Below are 16,465 nucleotides of genomic sequence, written 5' to 3'. Positions count from 1 at the left end.
ACTGCATCCCTTCGTCCCGGGAAAAGACGCAATTGTCGAACGTATGTTCGATATATTTCAGTGTGTCATTCCGCCCAGGGGTCGGTCAATGCCGGTTTCGGGTGCGCACTTCTGCAGCGTCCATTCGGCGCTTCCGCTGCAGGTCTGCGCACTCGGGCAACTACCGCACCGAAGACCGGCGCTACAGTCGGCAGTCGCAATAGCCACCGACGAACCCGATCCGGAGATGCCGCATGACTCGCTGGGCCTCGACCGTTGTCTCGCGCAAGCGTTGGGTCCTGGCCCTCGCCGTGATGATCGTCCTGGTCAGCGGTGCGTGGGGCACGGGCGTCTTTGCGAAGCTCAGCTCGGGCGGTTTCATCGATCCCGGTAGCGAATCTGCCGAGGTGGCCCGAATAGTCGAGGACAATCTGGGCCCGCAGACACCGGACATCATCGTCATCTACTCCGCACCCGCCGGCGAGACCCTCGAAGACATCGGGCCACAGGTCACCGCAAGCCTCGACCAGTTCGCCGCCGACGTCCCGACGTTTTCGATCACGTCCTACTGGACCGCCCCGCCGGCGACGAAACAACTGATGGTGTCGAAGGACGGCACCAAGGCCACTGCTGCCATCACCGTCGATCCCGACGCCGGAATCACCCCGGCCAACTTCAACGATCTGCTGCCCAAACTCGAAATAGACGGTATCGACACGGAATTCGCCGGCAACTCGGTCGTCGGCGTGGCGTTCAACAACCGGTTGCAGCACGATCTCATACTGGCGGAGGCGATCGCGCTACCCATCACTCTCGTACTGCTGATCTTCATCTTCGGCGGGCTGGTCGCGGCGGCCGTTCCGGTGTTCGTCGGGCTGCTCTCGATCTTCAGCGCCCTGGCCACCCTGCGGCTGCTGACCCTGTTCACCGAGGTCAGTTCATTCGCCATCAATGTGGCCTCCCTTCTCGGTCTCGGGCTCGCCATCGACTACGGGCTGTTCATCGTCGGACGCTTCCGCGAAGAACTCGAATCCGGTTCCGATCCCGCCGAGGCGACCCGGCGCACGATCAACACGGCTGGCCGCACCATCCTGTTTTCCGGGCTACTTCTCGTGTGCGCCTTCTCCGGAATGCTCGTGTTCCCGCAGGACGTGATCAAATCCCTTGGTTTCGGCGCTATCGCCGCAGTCGCGAGTGCGGTTCTGCTGTCGCTGTCCGCAGTCCCAGCATTGCTCGCGATTCTCGGCCACCGGATCAATGCGCTGAGCTGGCGAGAGGGGGCGGCATTGCGCGGGGAATTGCGGGCACGCAAGTTCTGGGGATCGGTGGTGACGTCGGTGATGCGACGTCCGGCCGCGATAGCGGTGGGGATAGTTGCGGGGCTGCTGCTTTTTGCCTCCCCCCTGCTCAGCGCCTCGCTCGGCAGCGTCACCTACACGGCGCTACCCGCAAACGATCCAGCCCGCATTGCCACCGACACGTTGGCGACCGAGTTCCCCACCACCGGCAACGGCGCCACGCTCATCGTGCGCGGCATCGACGGTGTTGCACCGACCGCGTCCGACGGGGCGGCCGTCGCGCAGGCCGCCCGACAGGTGAACGGAATCGGTGAAGCCGTCGTCGTGGGGTCGAACAACCAACTGGTCGCGGTGCAGGCGGTCTACTCCGAAGGTGTCACCACGGACGACCAGAGCGCCGCTGTTCGCGACCTCCGCGCCATTCCCGCACCGAGCAGCACCGAGATCCTGGTAGGCGGTGGCCAGGCGACCGTCGACGACGGCAACGCCGCGATCGTCAGATGGCTTCCCGTCATGGTCACGATCATGGTCAGCTCCACCCTGATCCTGCTGTTCCTGGCGTTCGGTTCGGTGGTCTTGCCGATCAAGGCCGTGGCGATGGCGGGTCTGAGCCTCGCCGCGACATTCGGTGTGCTCACCTGGATCTTCGAACTCGGGCACGGCGCAAGTTTGCTGGGCGTCAGCACGGCACCACTCGAAGCGACATTCGTGGTCCTCATCCTCGCCGTCGTCTTCGGGCTGTCGACCGACTACGAGGTGTTTCTCATGTCCCGCATGGTCGAGGCGCACGCTGCGGGTGCAACCACCGAGGAATCGGTGCGCTTCGCCGCCCAGCGCACGGGACGGATCGTGACCGCGGCCGCTCTGCTCCTCGTCGTGGTGACCGGAGCGTTCACGATCTCCGGCCTGTCGATCATGAGGTTCCTGGGTGTAGGCATGATCGTTGCGCTCATCGTCGACGCGACGGTGATCCGCATGCTGCTCGTGCCGTCCCTGGTGAAACTGATGGGCGAGGTCAACTGGTGGGCTCCGACCTGGATGAAGAAGCTTCACGACAAGGTTGGCCTCGGCCATTAGTGAATTATCTTACTTTGGAGTAAAGATTAGAGGATGGCCACATATCTCGTTACCGGCGGAACCGGGTTCCTGGGTCGCCACGTGCTGCCCCGGATCCTCGACCGTGACGCCTCCGCCGAGATCCACGTCCTCGTCCGCCCCGCATCCGCCGCACGACTGCAGACTCTCGTCGACGCCATGCCCGGCGGCGACCGGGTGCACTCCCTGATCGGCGATCTCACCGAACCAGGCCTCGGGATCACGACGGCGCCCGCCGCCGACCACGTGCTGCACCTCGGAGCGATCTACGACCTCACGGTCGGCGACGAGCAGGCTGCCACGAATGTCGAGGGCACCCGTTCGGTGATTGCTCTGGCGCGGCAACTGGACGCCACCTTGCATCACGTCTCATCCATCGCCGTCGCGGGAGACTACGCCGGCCGGTTCACCGAACGAGATCTCGACCTCGGCCAGGGCTTTCCCACTGCGTATCACCGCACCAAGTTCGAAGCGGAGAAGCTGGTGCGCGAGGCAGAAGGACTGCGCTGGCGCATCTACCGCCCCTCCATGGTGGTCGGCAGTTCGGTCACGGGAGAGATGGACAAGATCGACGGACTGTACTTCCTGTTTCCCGCGATCGCGGCACTCGCGAAACTCCCGGAATCGCTGCCGGTGGCCGTCCCCCGGATCGGGTCGGTCAACCTGGTTCCGGTCGACTACGTGGCGGCGGCCATCGTGGAGTTGATGGCGGCGCCGCAGCGGGACGGTCACACCTTCCATCTCGTCAATCCGCGTCCTCAACCGGTCCGGGAGATCTACGGCGCGCTCGCCAAGGCCGCCGGCGCCCCCCACCCCGCGGCCAGCCTGCCCGGAGGACTCGTCCGCCCCTTCCTCACACCGGCAGCGAACTCCGTCCTCGACACCGGCCGGAAGCTGGCACTTCGGGGGCTGAAGATTCCACCGGTTCTCGCCGAGAACTCGAGCATGCCCGCGGTGTTCGCAAGCGACGACACCCAGGACGCATTGCGTGGCACGGGCATCCAGGTTCCAGACTTCGCGTCCTACACCGACAAGCTGTGGACGTACTGGACCGAGCACCTCGATCCGGACCGCGCGCGTCGTCCGCACCCCGACGGCCCTCTCATGCATAGGCACGTCGTCATCACGGGCGCCTCGTCCGGCATCGGGCGGAGCGCCGCGATCGCGACAGCTGGTGAAGGCGCAAGGGTGATCCTCCTCGCCCGGCGCGCTGAGGAACTGCAAGCAGTGGTGGCCGAGATCCGCGAGGAGGGCGGTGAGGCCTTCGGCTATCCCTGCGACATCACCGACGATGCGGCCGTGAAGCGCACCGTCGAGACCATTCTCGCCGAACACGATCACATCGACATGCTGGTCAACAATGCCGGACGATCGATCCGGCGCGGCCTCTACCGCTCGACGGACCGACTCCACGACTTCGAGCGCACGATGGCCGTCAACTACTTCGGCGCGGTGCGACTCGTCCTCGCGTTCCTGCCGCAGATGCGGGAACGGCGATTCGGCCACATAGTCAATGTCAGCAGCGCCGGCGTGCAGTTCGCGTCACCCCGATTCTCGGCCTACATCGCGAGCAAAGCGGCACTCGACGGCTTCACCGACGTTGCCGCCGCCGAAACACTTTCGGATGGAATCACATTCACCACCATCCATATGCCGTTGGTCAAGACACCGATGATCCAGCCGACGAGCCATTACAACGACAGCCCCAGCATGTCACCGGAAAGGGCGGCGGCGATGGTCGTCCGGGCGCTGATCGAACGGCCCAAGCGAATCGATGTTCCGGTCGGCACCCTCGGCGAGTTCGGCCAACTCTTCACCCCCGCCACCAAGGACCGCTTGATGCATCAGGTCTATCGCAGGTTCCCGGATTCGCAGGCGGCGAAGGGTGAAGCCACACCGACTCCGCCACGCTTCGAGGAGCACGCCGACGAGCCGGCAGGCATGCACCACGATGACAAGCCGTCCGTGTTGGGTCGTGCCGCACGCCAGATCGGAAGGCTGGTGCCCGGCGCCCACTGGTGATCACGCCGGTTCAAGGCGCCAGCGCGCGGACACTGGTGGCAACGACCGGACGAACCGGCTTCGGTGCTGCCGCGCAACTCGTCGGCCGAGGCGACAATTCTCGCTCTTCCACATCGACAGCCCAGCGACGCCCGTCCCTGTGGGCGACAACAGAATTCGGCTCGACTGTCAGCGCGTTCGGGGCTGCATCGATCAGCTCCCGGACGGCGAGCTCGGCGACCTGGCCCTTCGTGTCCCATGAGCTACGGCCCCGGAGGCCGGTCCTGGGTACCTCACCCCGAACCGCGGCGCGCACCACGTCGAGGCTCTGCTGCGCAGACAACCGACCGTAGGTGTAGCCGGTCGGCAGAAGAATCATCGAGGGCGCGAAGCGATGCCCTCCCGTGTGCGAGCACTCCCACACCGCGTCGCCGAACTCGGCAGCCAGTTCGGCGGCGACCGGGCGCCCCACCACGGCGCAGCACTGATCCCTTTTCCCATGCGCGCACACCAGGACGATGGGCTCCGCCACCGGGTCGCCGAGACCAGGCGGGGCGCCGGCAACCAGGCTGAAGTCCAGATCGAGGAGGTCGGCCGGAGTACCGATCTCGAGCCGCTCACACCAGGACCGCTCCGGGTGCGACTGCGCCAACAGCACCTGCCGCCGCTGCGGGGCTGCCGTGTTGCGACCCGGTCTGCGAATGAACATGATCCGCACCCCTGCAGCGGTGGCGCGGGCGTCGAGCTCTTGGGCGAGACCGGGCTCGAGTGCAGTGCCGTCGAGCACATCGCGCCCCCACGCGCCCGGAAACTCCAGGCACACCCAACCTCTCACATGCACGGCGGTGCCTGCCAATGGCTCGTCCCGCGCAGACAAGGCGGAGCAGGTGGCGGGGATGGGGTCGGTCATCAGACCATTGTGTCAGCCTCGACGATCTGTCATCCCCGCAGCTTTTTCGCCCAGACCCGCACGAATCCCTGGGAGAGGTAGCCGAGCGCGCCGAGCGCGAGCACCCATTTGGTCACGCTGACCGCCGTGGTGGCGCGCACCGTCGCATCGGTGATGTGATCTCGATGCGAGAGCAGATGCAGACCCACGACGTTCTCCACGTAGTCCCCTGCCGCGGAGATCACCGGCGCCACCGCCAGCACCGTCTGCGTCGTAGGCGACAGCGGGGTCAGTTCGGCCAGGCGCCTCGCGCCCGTACGCAACGCCACGGCGTAGATCGCGGGGTGCACGAAGTCCGGGTAGTAGTGGCTGCGGTAGCGGGCCAACTCGGCGTCGGACATCCCGTCCAGGATCGCCCGGTAGGAGCGGGCCGAGCGGGCGGTCTGGATCTCGCCGACCCGGGGTGCCACCGGACCCAACAACCGGGCGATGTTGACCTGCGAGATCACGAAAGTCGCAGACCAGGCGATGAGCTTTCGATCGAGCGGGGTGAGGGTCATGAGCTGATCCTGCCACTCTCCGGCCTCGATGCCGGGTACTTCTCCTGGACGCATCACCGGTGGGCGACGATGATTTCCTCGAGGCCCAGCAGATTCGAAAGAAGCGGAGAACCGAACCATGCCGAACATTCCCGTCGTCTTCATTCACGGGCTGTGGCTGCACGGCAGCAGCTGGGACCCGTGGGTCGAGCTCTTCCGCGAGAAGGGCTACGAGCCGCACAACCCCGGCTGGCCGGGAGACGGGCCCACCGTCGCCGAAACTCGTGCGAACCCCGGCCCGATCGGTGGCTGCGGGGTCGAGGAGGTTACCGAACATTTTGCGGGAGTGATTGCGGAACTGGGCGCCGTGCCAGTAGTCATCGGCCACTCGTTCGGGGGTCTCGTCGCACAGAAACTGCTGGGGCGCAAGCTCGCTGCTGCCGCGATCGCGATCGATCCTGCGCAGATGAAAGGGGTGCTCCGCCTGCCGCTCCCGCAACTGCTGGGGGTTCTTCCCATTGTGTCGAGAATCTCGAACTACCGTGGCACTCACATTCATACGAAGAACTCGTTCCACAGCATGTTCGGCAACGCCCTTCCTGTGGAGGAATCCGACGAGCTCTACGACCGCTACGTGATCCCGGCGCCCGGCAGGCCGCTCTTCGAAGCCGCCACTGCCAACTTCCTCCCGAACAGCCCCACCGCCGTCGATGTCTCCGCTGATCGCGGCCCCCTGCTCATCGTGGGTGGCGGCGAAGACAGGGCCGTGCCGGAGGCGAGTTCACGCAGCTCGTTCCGCCGATACCGGAAAGCGCCGACGGTCAACGAGTACAAGGTGTTCGACGACCGAGGCCACTCGCTGGTCATCGACCACGGGTGGCGTGAGGTCGCCGACTACATCTTGTCGTGGCTTGCGAAGAAGAACGTGGGCGCCGTCGTGGAGTGAGGCACCCACGAGCCCTTCAGTCCTGTGCCTCGGCCTCACTCGCGGCCACGGCGTCGGACAGCGCTTTGGCATCCTCCTCGCCGAAGCGCTCTTCGAGTGCCTCGGGTGAGTAGTCGAGGTCGATCTCCTGGATCGGACGTCCACGCGCCGACTCGATCGCCGAGAGTCGGCGCTGCGCCCTGTCTGCGGCGTAGTCGAGGAACTCCTGTTCGTCGAGCCCGTACGGCTGAACCTCGAACTGGTTGTTGACCCAGTCGATCATGCCCAACGCGAGCGGCATCAATTCCGCCATCCGCTCCTGGACCACATTCCAGTTGCTGTCGTCGGCCGCCACGTGCCGGCGGCACGTGAAAGTGCCCCAAGCCATGTGACGTCGTTCGTCGTCGCCGATCTTGCGGACGAGTTCCTGCATTCCGGGCATGATTCCCCGCGTCGTGCATACCTTCTGCCATGCGTAATAGCCGGTGAGCGCGAGGCTTCCCTCGATGACGTGGTTGTAGGTCACGCTTGCCCGCACCTGATTGGCCGGGCTGGGATCGGTCTCGAGCACGGCCAGCGATCCCGGCAGCTCCTCGTAGAACAGTTGCCGGTAGTACGGATTGTCGGCGACGAACGGGTGCAGGTCGTCCGTCAGGCCGACCGCATCCATCCACAACCGAAACACCTGGGTGTGCTTGGCTTCCTCGAAGCAGAACTGGGTCAGATACATTTCGTCGCCGAACCGTCCCTCGGCCGCCATGGCCTTCATGAAGGGTTGAATATCCTCCGTGACGGCCTCCTCGCCGGCGATGAACTGCGCGCACAGAAACGTGGAGCTGCGCTGCTGCTCACTGTTGAGCCCCTCCCAGTCCTCCGCTTCCTTGCTGAAATCGAGGTCGGTCGGGTTCCAGAACTTGGCATTGCCCTTCGCGAACAGTCGCAACGGAAAGGCATCCCAGTTGAGCCCGCCAGACCGGAGTGAACTGAACCCCTCCCTACCTGGCGCGTAGGGCCGTCCGGGGATGATTGTCGACATCGTGAGCCTTCTTTCCGACGTGCAGACACTCATCGAACGTCTGCCATTCAGTGCGCTCATGCTGCGGCGGCAACCATGATGTTTCCAGCCCCGCCTTTCCACCTACGCTAGTCCAGTCCGACGAGCCATGGTTTACATTTGCGGACTTTTGTCAGCGTGATTCGGGCGCCATCAGGAACGGAATCGTTACTCCTGCGAAGTCGTCGTAACGGTCGCGGTGAATGCTGTGTCCACCGGGAAATACCACGACACGACACTTGGGTATCGCCGCTACCGCCGACTCGAGCCTGTGGGGATCGACCATTCCGCCAGAACCACCGCGCAAGATCAGCGTCTCGGCCTCAATCTGTGACAACCTGTTCCACCACAACGGATTCGGACGACGGAACTGCTCGAGCGCGGAGGCCGTCATCGAACGATCGAAAGCGAATGCGGCGCGTGGGTGCCGGATCAGACTGGTGGTCGCGTGCCACAGTTCAGTGGGCGACGGAAGCTTGTGCGCGAAAATCTGCACCGGATCCCCGGGGCGCAAAGGAAGCGGGGCCTCCTCGATCGCCATCCGCCGAACCAGCGCGGGTCGGGCCTGCGCGGCGAGAGAGGCCGCATGCCCACCAAGTGAGTGGCCGACGAAGTCCACCCGGTCCATGTCGAGGTTGTCACACAGCTCGACGAGATCGGCACCGAAATCCTCGAACAGATACGACGCGGCCCGTGCGCTGCGACCGTGCCCGCGCAAGTCGAGGACGATGACACGTCGCCCACTGCCGATGAGGGCTCGGGCGAAGCGATCCCAGGTTCCGCCGTCACCGCCCATCCCGTGCACCAGGACGACGGGAACGGGATGGACGTCAGCAGAATTCGATGAAGGAAGGTCGTAGCTGTCCCAGTAGGCGATGTCGATGCCGGCTTGCGTCGAAGTGATCCTGCGCGTGTGCACGAGATCCCAGAGTAGTGGCGACGACGACCCGGCTATGAGTTATCAGGTCACCCCGTAGGGTCGCGTGATGATCTCCAGAAGGTGACCGGACGGGTCGTGGAAATAGACACCGCGTCCACCATCTCTGGTGTTGATGGCTCCCGGCTGCGTCTGCCGTGGGTCGGCCCAGTGGTCGAGACCTCGCTCGACGATTTGTCCGTAGATCCGATCGAAATCGTCCTCACCGACGAGGAAAGCGTAATGCTGCGACGGGAAATCATCGGCGTCCATGAAGTCCAGAGACACTCCGTTGTACAACTCCACGGCCAGGAAGTGCCCGAAGGGCATGGCGTCCGGCAGCCCGAACAAGGTGGTCAAGAACCTCGCCGACTCCTGTTTGTCCTTGGCGGCGACGATGGTGTGGTTGAAAGAGATCATTTTGCGCGGCCCCTTCCAGATAGGGAACGGTTCGGAATCACAGATGTTCCGTATTCCTTATTCATAGATCCCCTCCACCACCCAGTGCCCTTCTGTGCAGATCAGCAGCAGTGCCCGCGACTGTTCCAACAGCACCTGCGCCCTGGCTGCAGACCGAGCGGCAGGAGGGTCCCACCACCATTCGTCCACCGGCCACGGCCCGGCCCATCCACACACCGCCCACTCTCGGCTTCCCCACCGCAACCGTGCTGGAGAAGCGCTGAATACGCCACGCTCGGTAACTGTCACAGCCATACCCCGCTCGTCCGCCATCCACACCTGCGGGTTCGCCGTCGGCACCGCAGCAGGCGCCGGTTCCGGCAGCGCGCCCGGCCATGGCTCCGACGGATCGTTGCGAGGAATCAACTCATCTCCCAGCGGCAGAAGTGTGATGCGCTCCGCGGGTCCTCGCCCACCGCTGAGGACGCCCACCTGCACGGCGTCCCCACCGAGCAGCCCCTGCACTCGCACCAGTGACCGGCGGGCCCGCTCGTCCTGATCTCCGACCCCACCCCACAGTCCCAACTGCAGGGCGCCTGCTGCCACCACTTCCACCGGTTCGAGTCTCAGGACGGCGATCCCGGCGGTGGGTCGCTTCTCGCTACGCCCGGTCAGCCACCCATCCAGTTGCCACCGCACCCGGTCGGCGGTCGCCTCCGGGGTCAACGGTTCCGCGCACCTCCAGGTACGGCACAGTTGCTCGCCATTGCAGGTGATCGCCGATATCGACAGCCGGGTACAGGCCACCGCGGCGTCCGACAGCGCGCGGTGAAGTTTCTCCGCCAACGCGCGCCCCGCGAAGGCGGCGGCATCGACTCGTTCGATCACCGGATCGCAGTGCTCCTCCACGTCCAGGTCGGGAGGCAACGGCCTCGCCGACGGCGGGCGCTCCGGCTCACCACGCGCAACCCGGTGCGCCAGCACCGCATCGGTTCCGAACCGCGAAGCCACATCGCTCGCCGACAGCGCGGCGAAGGCACCGACGGTACGCAACCCGAGCCGATGCAACAGGTCGACCAGCTCGCCCCGGTGAGGCGCCGCGAGGCTCGGTTCGGCCGCAAGTTCCCGCATCGGAAGCGGCGCCAGAAAGTCCGCTCCCTCACCGGGCGGCACGAGTGCCGCTCTGCGCGCGGCGATCACGGCCGTGGACAGCTGATCCGCGATACCGACCTGGCATTCCACCCCCACCGTCGACACCTGATCCACCAACCGCTCCGCGGCAGTTTCCTCCGAACCGAAGTATCGGGCGACACCGCGGGCCGGGAGCACCACGAGACCCGAACGCAACACTTCGACACCAGGTGCTACCGCATCGACCGCAGAGGCCACTGGTTCGAACAACCGCGCATCGCGGTCGGGATCGGCTGTCACCACATACAACCGGGGACACCGCGCCTGGGACTCTCGCCGGCGCAGGCCACGACGCACCCCATCCGCCCTGGCCGTCGCAGAGCAGGCGACCACCCGGTTACCCGACGTCACCGCCACCGGATGAGTCGGCGAGAGGTCGGCCGACGCCGCGGCCGCAACCGCGGGCCAGTCGGGACACCACAACGCCAGCACCCGGCTCACAATCCCACCACCACCGTCGGCTCTGCGGGAAGACCTGCCTCGAGCGCGACCACCGGTTCCGAAGTACCCACCCACTGCACCCGCCCCTGCTCCGATCGCACGTCCAGCCTGGTGGTGCACGGCTGGAACGCCCGCCCCCTGGCACATACCACCAAGCTGAGGGCACGCAACCGCCCGCATCCCCGGTCCTGGGATCCATTGCCCAATCCCGTGTAACCGCGGACCTGGGCGTCGAGTCGCATCTCCACGCCATCCCAGTGACCATCCGTGACTACCAAGGTCGACCCCTTACTCCGCGCCCGAGCCACCACCGCGCGTGCCCTGGACGGCGCAACTGATGCCCCTCCCAGTCCGAGCACCACCAGGTCCATTCCGTCCAGTAGCACCGCAGCGATCTCTACCGGATCGGCGCCGGGGTCGGGGATCAATGCCAACCGTTCGAGCCTCGCCCCCATCTCGACCGCTGCCAGAATCCCGAGCCTGGGGTGCCCGATCACCGCGACATGGCCCCCGCCCGCGGTCACGGACGCGACCAGTCCCAGCAGAAGCGAGGCAGCACCCGACACCGCCACCACGGAACCGCGCGTCAGCCCACGTCGGGGAAGAAGCTCGGCCAGTGCTGTCGGAACAGGAAGCACCCCGACAGCGTCGGAGCCGGAAGCCCCGAAAGGCACTGAAGGCGCAGAAGTCGCAGATGCACCCATCACGCGAAACGAGTTCTCCCCCGGGAGTCGGGGGGCCATCGACTCGCCGCGGGCCGGAACAGCCGCCATCCGCCGTCTGAGGTAGTCCAGGCGCTCCTGCCGGGACAAGCCGGAGAGTTCCGACCGTTCGGAACGCCCTGGCTCACAGGCCATTTCTTCAGCCAAATTCGACACCCCCGACGCTCGGTATCAACAACGGTTGGCTACCACGGGGAAGGCGCGGCTCGAACAGGAACTAGTGCAAACAGTCACTAGTTCGAACATATTTTCGAACTAGTCCCAGTAAAGCCGGTCGGCGAAGGCTCGTCAAGTGAATCCCGAATCTTCGGGCCCGACCGTTAGCGAATTCGGCGCCTCTCCCATCTACTAACCTGAACTCGTGATGGAACAGCAGAGTGAAAGGGGCATCGGACCCGACTACCTGGTGGCCGGAAGGTACCGTTTGCAATCCAAACTCGGCGGCGGCGGAATGGGTGCGGTCTGGCTCGCGCGAGACACCCTCCTGCACCGCGATGTCGCTGTCAAGCAAGTCATCACGACGGCCGGACTCGCTCCCGACGAAGCGCAACGCCTACGTGAGAGCACCATGCGCGAAGGCCGCAACGCCGCCAAACTTGCCCACAATCACTCCATCGCGATGTACGACGTGGCGCTCGAAGCCGGAGAACCTTGGCTGGTCATGGAGTACTTGCCGTCACGCAGCCTGGCTCAGGCGATGAACATCGTCGAGACGCTGCCCCCGCTGGAGGTCGCACAGATCGGTGCACAGGTGGCCGATGCACTCGCGGCAGCCCACGCTGCCGGCATCGTGCACCGCGATATCAAGCCGGGCAACATCCTTGTTGCCGACCGTGGCCGGGAACTCGGCACCGTCAAGATCAGCGACTTCGGAATCGCACGCGCCAAGGGCGATTCCGCCGATTCCACGAACGGGGTCATCACCGGCACCCCCGCATACTTCTCCCCGGAGGTCGCGCGAGGCAAGGATCCCACCGAAGCCAGCGACGTCTTCTCCCTCGGGGCCGCGCTCTACACCGTTGTAGAGGGGCAACCGCCGTTCGGTATCGACTCCGACTCGGTCGCCCTCCTTCACCGGGTCGCGAGGGCCGAGATCTACCGTCCAGCGAAGGCCGGGCCACTGACCGACACGCTGCTGCACCTACTCGAACCCGACCCCGCTCGCCGACCCACGATGTCCGAGGCCAGGGACGAGCTAGCTCGTGTGGCGATGGCTGGGCCCGGAGACATCGCCCACCTCATAGGATCCCCCGTCTATTCCGCCGACGGCACGATTCCGGCATGGGCCCACCGTTCGACACCGTTGCCCGATTCACGCAAACGCAGCAAGTTGGTGAGTTCCACCCAGGCTGGGCTGCCCGCCGTGCAGCAAAGCACCCCGTTGACGAACGTGCAACGGCCGCTGAGCCGATTGCCGTGGCCGCCGAGACCAGCCAAGCCTGCCCCGGGTTCGCCTGCACCCAGCATCCGCGACCAGGTGGTCGCATGGGCGCCGATTGCCATGGGAGTGATGGTCGTGATCCTGATCCTGGCCGCACTCGTAGCCGTGATCGCCCTGTTGACCCAGCCCTGACGCCACGTGGGCGGATCAGTCGATCCGACGGTCTAGTGGCGGATCAGTCGATCCGACGGTCTAGTGGCGGATCAGTCGATCCGACGGCGGTGCGCCCATCTCGTGAGCGCATTTCGGTTGGACTGCTGCGTCTTCCGCAGCACGTTGGACGCGTGGGTTTCCACCGTCTTCACCGAAATCACCAGTTCTTCGGCGATCTCCCGGTACGTATAGCCACGGGCGAGTAGGCGCAGAACCTCCAACTCGCGCGGGGTCAGTGAATCGAGCTCCGGATCCAATTGCGGTTCGGGAGCATTCGAACGTCCGGTGAACGAGTCCAACACGAAACCCGCGAGTCGAGGACTGAACACGGCGTCACCACCGGCAACCCGGCGCACCCCGTCAGCCAGTTCGCCACCGGAGATCGACTTGGTCACATACCCACGGGCACCGGCCCGAATCACCGCGATCACGTCTTCGGCGGCGTCGGACACGCTCAAGGCCAGGCACACCGGGCCCGACTCGATACCCCGCAACACCGCGACACCGCCGCCGTCGGGCATGTGAACGTCGAGCAGCACGACATGCGGTGCGGTGGAGTTGATCCCGGCGACCGCCTCCGCGACGCCGTTGGCCTCCCCCACCACCTCCATATCGGCTTCCCTTCCGAGCTCGGCGCGGACACCCGACCGGAAAACGGCATGATCATCGACGAGAAAGACTCGATACGGCGGCGTTTGCGGCAAAGTCACTGCGGCTGTCCCTCGGTGTGGGCGTGAATGGTCAACCCACTCTAGGGGACGAACACGTGAATCCAGGACAACCCGCGTCCTACCCACGGCTGGCAGCGTCCGACTCCTCCGGTGCCGTGGCCCCAGGCCGCGACCGTCCACCCCTCGGCATGAAGATCCGCACCTCTGTTCCTTTCCCTGGTGACGAGCGCACGTCGACTTTCCCACCGCGACGCTCGATGCGCGCGCGGATCGACTTCGAGAGCCCCTGGCGATCGGTCGGCACCTCGTCGACGTCGAATCCGACACCGCGATCCCGGACGAATACACTCACCTGCTCTTGCTCGGCCTCGGCGAACAGATTGATATCCGTCTCGCCGGAGTGCTTGGCCGCGTTGACCAGAGCCTCTCTCGTCGCCCCGAGAACCGCGGTAAAGCTCTCCTTCGCCAGGCCTTCACCCGTTCCGTTACCGTCGAGACTCACGTCTCCTACGGTCACCGGTCGCACCGTCACGCCGTGCTGATCTTCGACCTCCCCGGAGATGATGCGCAGCGCCTCCGCGAGGCTCGCATGGTCGACGTCTCCCCCACTGAACAGCCACTTTCTCAACTCCCGCTCTTGGCCACGCGCGAGTCGGGCGACCTCCTGCGGATACTCGGCCCGCTTCTGGATGAGCGCAAGGGTCTGTAGAACCGAGTCGTGCAGATGCGAAGCGATCTCTTCGCGTTCTTCGTTGCGGATGCGGGCCGCCCGCTCGGCTCCCAGTGCACGCCACAGCCGCAGCCACAGAGGCACCGTCAACAGGCCCGCACCGACCAGGGTGACCAGCACGGCCAGCAACGACGACCGCAGCGCTTCGATGTCGACCTGCGCGAGAATCACCACGCCGAGACCGGACACGATCAGTGTCACGCCACCCACGACCCTCGCCCACGTGAGGACGGTAGGTCGCTGGGGCAGACCGATGACGGTGCGCGGTCCCTCCGAGTCGAACTCGCGCCACACCAGCGCAGCACCCACGGCGACCACGATGATCGGCCCGATCACCGAACCCACCCGGCCGCTGAACAACCACGACAACCCGGACGCGCCGGCCAAACCGATTGCGATCAGGCCGTACGCCCTCCGCCGATCGGCGGGGCTGGGCTTCTGCGTATCCGAACCCGCGGTTGTGAAGAGCCACAGCAACCCGTAGCCGACGATCCCCGCGCCGGCGAGCGCCGCGAGGCAGACGAACGCGATGCGAACCTTCAATACCTCGACACCGAGGTGATCAGCGATACCACCGGCCACACCGCCGACGATCCGGCCACCGGCCCGGCGCTCGAGCCGCGGCGTGGCGACACCTGGTGGCACGGGAGCCGTCACGGGGGCACCACCACTCCCGGCTATGTTCGACACAGGTTGCACTTCTCGATACTTGCATGATGGCGAGGCCGCGGACATCAGGGGCCAACCCTGACTTCCTGACGTGTCGCCGCCCGCATCCACTGCAAAGATCAGGGTAGTTCCCGATGTGCACAGACCCCGGCGACCGCAAATATAACCGTATGACCAATGGGAGCTTCCAAGAACAGCTACAGGATCTGTGGCGCACCCGGCCGGTACGACTGCCCCGCCGCGGCCACGTCGCAGGTGTCTGTGCGGGTATCGGATACCGCTACGGTGTCGACCCCGTACTGATACGAGTCGCCTTCGTCCTGGCCACCCTCTTCGGCGGTACCGGTGTGCTCCTGTATCTGGCGGGCTGGCTCACTCTTGCCAAGTCCGGTGACGCCGCGTCACCCGCGGAGTCCCTGATGGGACGCGGTCACAGTTCCGATTCGGGTACCAAGACAGTCGTGCTCCTCGTGGCATTGGCCATCGCACTGAGCACAGTCGGACCCATCGGAGTCGGTCTCGGCGGCTCCGGGCTCATCAGCATGATGCTGATGCTCGGCGGACTGTGGCTGCTCTATCAGCGACAGCCGACACCGCCGCCATTGCCGGCCGCAGTTTCGACTCCCGGCGGAGGCCTCGGGTATCCCGGGGCGGGCTTCCCACCCAACCAGTTCGGACCCGGTCAGTTCGGCCCCGGTCAGTTCGGAGCCGGTCAGCATGGAACCGGTCAATATGGACCCGGTCAGTTCGGCCCCCACCAGTTCGGAGCCGGTGCTTACGGTCCGAACACCACGATGCCCACCTCCTACACGCCATACACCCCTCCCGTCCCGGACGAGAGCGCAGCCGAGTCTGCTACCTCTGAAACTGCTGCCGCCGAATCGAATCCGGTCACGTTCGAGAAGACGCCGCCCTCGGATCCGCAGGTCGAGACACCTCCGGAACCCCCGACCCCGCTCGAACAGGGACCGCCCGCGTGGGACCCGCTCGGCGTGGCCCCATTCGCGTGGGACCTTCCTGAACCGGAGAAAGACACCGCTGACGAGCCGCCACCCGAACGCCGACGTTCACGGTTGACCACCACGGTGATCGGATTGGCGATTCTCGCCGCAGCCGCGGCGACCGCCGTATCGGCAGCCACCGGATCGGAGTGGCTGAACCCCAGTCGTATCGGCGCCATCGCGCTCGCCATCATCGCAGTCGGACTACTGATCGGCGGCTTCCTGCGCAGGGGCTACGGACTCCTCGTCTTCGCAGGCCCGCTGATCGGGTTCGTAGTCCTCGCATCGCTCGTCGGGTCGGTGGACTTCAACAGCGACGATGTGGGCGACCGAACCTGGGCTCCCGTGACC

Annotated in this window: 14 protein-coding genes and 1 pseudogene; 5 read left to right on the top strand and 10 right to left on the bottom strand. The window is 65.5% G+C overall.

The genetic code is table 11. The annotated features are described in order from the left end of the window. The first annotated feature begins 233 nt into the window (after positions 1-233). Both BFN03_RS03920 and BFN03_RS03915 read left to right on the top strand, forming a co-directional pair. Positions 234-2,354, top strand: coding sequence for an MMPL family transporter (locus tag BFN03_RS03920; RefSeq protein ID WP_070377910.1), 2,121 nt, complete (start codon positions 234-236; stop codon positions 2,352-2,354). Between the two features lie 33 nt (positions 2,355-2,387). Then, positions 2,388-4,394, top strand: a complete 2,007-nt coding sequence (locus BFN03_RS03915; protein ID WP_070377909.1) for an SDR family oxidoreductase — start codon at positions 2,388-2,390, stop codon at positions 4,392-4,394. A 10-nt stretch (positions 4,395-4,404) separates the two neighbouring features. On the opposite strand, the gene BFN03_RS03910 is transcribed toward BFN03_RS03915, so the two are convergent. Both BFN03_RS03910 and BFN03_RS03905 read right to left on the bottom strand, forming a co-directional pair. Then, on the bottom strand, positions 4,405-5,283 hold the full coding sequence (locus tag BFN03_RS03910) for a sucrase ferredoxin (RefSeq protein ID WP_070377908.1): 879 nt from the start codon (positions 5,281-5,283) through the stop codon (positions 4,405-4,407). 29 nt (positions 5,284-5,312) lie between these two features. Next, positions 5,313-5,822 (bottom strand): hypothetical protein, encoded by a 510-nt coding sequence (locus BFN03_RS03905; protein WP_070380594.1) that lies wholly within the window; start codon positions 5,820-5,822, stop codon positions 5,313-5,315. Positions 5,823-5,940: 118 nt separating this feature from the next. On the opposite strand from BFN03_RS03905, the gene BFN03_RS03900 reads away from it, so the two are divergent. After that, positions 5,941-6,747, top strand: coding sequence for an alpha/beta hydrolase (locus BFN03_RS03900; RefSeq protein WP_070377907.1), 807 nt, complete (start codon positions 5,941-5,943; stop codon positions 6,745-6,747). 16 nt (positions 6,748-6,763) lie between these two features. On the opposite strand, the gene BFN03_RS03895 is transcribed toward BFN03_RS03900, so the two are convergent. The 5 genes from BFN03_RS03895 to BFN03_RS03875 all read right to left on the bottom strand — a co-directional run bounded on the left by BFN03_RS03895 (position 6,764) and on the right by BFN03_RS03875 (position 11,584). Then, positions 6,764-7,762: a R2-like ligand-binding oxidase gene (locus tag BFN03_RS03895; RefSeq protein ID WP_070377906.1), complete on the bottom strand. Its 999-nt coding sequence runs from the start codon at positions 7,760-7,762 to the stop codon at positions 6,764-6,766. Between the two features lie 151 nt (positions 7,763-7,913). Continuing rightward, positions 7,914-8,699 carry an alpha/beta fold hydrolase gene (locus BFN03_RS03890; protein ID WP_070377905.1) on the bottom strand — a complete coding sequence of 262 codons (786 nt, stop codon included), beginning with the start codon at positions 8,697-8,699 and terminating at the stop codon, positions 7,914-7,916. A 42-nt stretch (positions 8,700-8,741) separates the two neighbouring features. Further along, on the bottom strand, positions 8,742-9,116 hold the full coding sequence (locus BFN03_RS03885; RefSeq protein WP_070377904.1) for a VOC family protein: 375 nt from the start codon (positions 9,114-9,116) through the stop codon (positions 8,742-8,744). A gap of 57 nt (positions 9,117-9,173) precedes the next feature. After that, a complete protein-coding gene (locus BFN03_RS03880; RefSeq protein WP_070377903.1) occupies positions 9,174-10,727 on the bottom strand; it encodes a DNA polymerase Y family protein in 1,554 nt (517 codons plus the stop codon). Next, positions 10,724-11,584, bottom strand: coding sequence for a hypothetical protein (locus BFN03_RS03875; protein WP_070377902.1), 861 nt, complete (start codon positions 11,582-11,584; stop codon positions 10,724-10,726). The genes BFN03_RS03880 and BFN03_RS03875 overlap by 4 nt, the downstream gene beginning before the upstream one ends. A gap of 229 nt (positions 11,585-11,813) precedes the next feature. On the opposite strand from BFN03_RS03875, the gene BFN03_RS03870 reads away from it, so the two are divergent. Then, the gene (locus tag BFN03_RS03870) at positions 11,814-13,022 is read left to right on the top strand and encodes a serine/threonine-protein kinase (RefSeq protein ID WP_070377901.1); all 1,209 of its coding nucleotides are present in this window, start codon (positions 11,814-11,816) and stop codon (positions 13,020-13,022) included. Between the two features lie 71 nt (positions 13,023-13,093). Here BFN03_RS03870 and BFN03_RS03865 read toward each other — a convergent pair whose 3' ends face one another. After that, the gene (locus tag BFN03_RS03865) at positions 13,094-13,753 is read right to left on the bottom strand and encodes a response regulator (protein WP_070377900.1); all 660 of its coding nucleotides are present in this window, start codon (positions 13,751-13,753) and stop codon (positions 13,094-13,096) included. Between the two features lie 79 nt (positions 13,754-13,832). Continuing rightward, complete coding sequence (locus tag BFN03_RS03860; protein ID WP_084385733.1) at positions 13,833-15,179, bottom strand: ATP-binding protein; 1,347 nt, start codon at positions 15,177-15,179, stop codon at positions 13,833-13,835. 68 nt (positions 15,180-15,247) lie between these two features. Here BFN03_RS03860 and BFN03_RS20985 point away from each other — a divergent pair. Continuing rightward, a pseudogene (locus BFN03_RS20985) lies at positions 15,248-15,481 on the top strand (PspC domain-containing protein); the annotation flags it as partial. A 33-nt stretch (positions 15,482-15,514) separates the two neighbouring features. Here BFN03_RS20985 and BFN03_RS20980 read toward each other — a convergent pair. Continuing rightward, positions 15,515-15,871: a pentapeptide repeat-containing protein gene (locus BFN03_RS20980; RefSeq protein ID WP_442971899.1), complete on the bottom strand. Its 357-nt coding sequence runs from the start codon at positions 15,869-15,871 to the stop codon at positions 15,515-15,517. Positions 15,872-16,465: the final 594 nt, after the last annotated feature.

The organism is Rhodococcus sp. WMMA185 (assembly GCF_001767395.1).
Lineage (GTDB): Bacteria > Actinomycetota > Actinomycetes > Mycobacteriales > Mycobacteriaceae > Rhodococcus_F.
The sequence above is the reverse complement of the archived record's forward strand: the minus strand, read 5'-3'. Positions and strand labels throughout refer to the sequence as shown.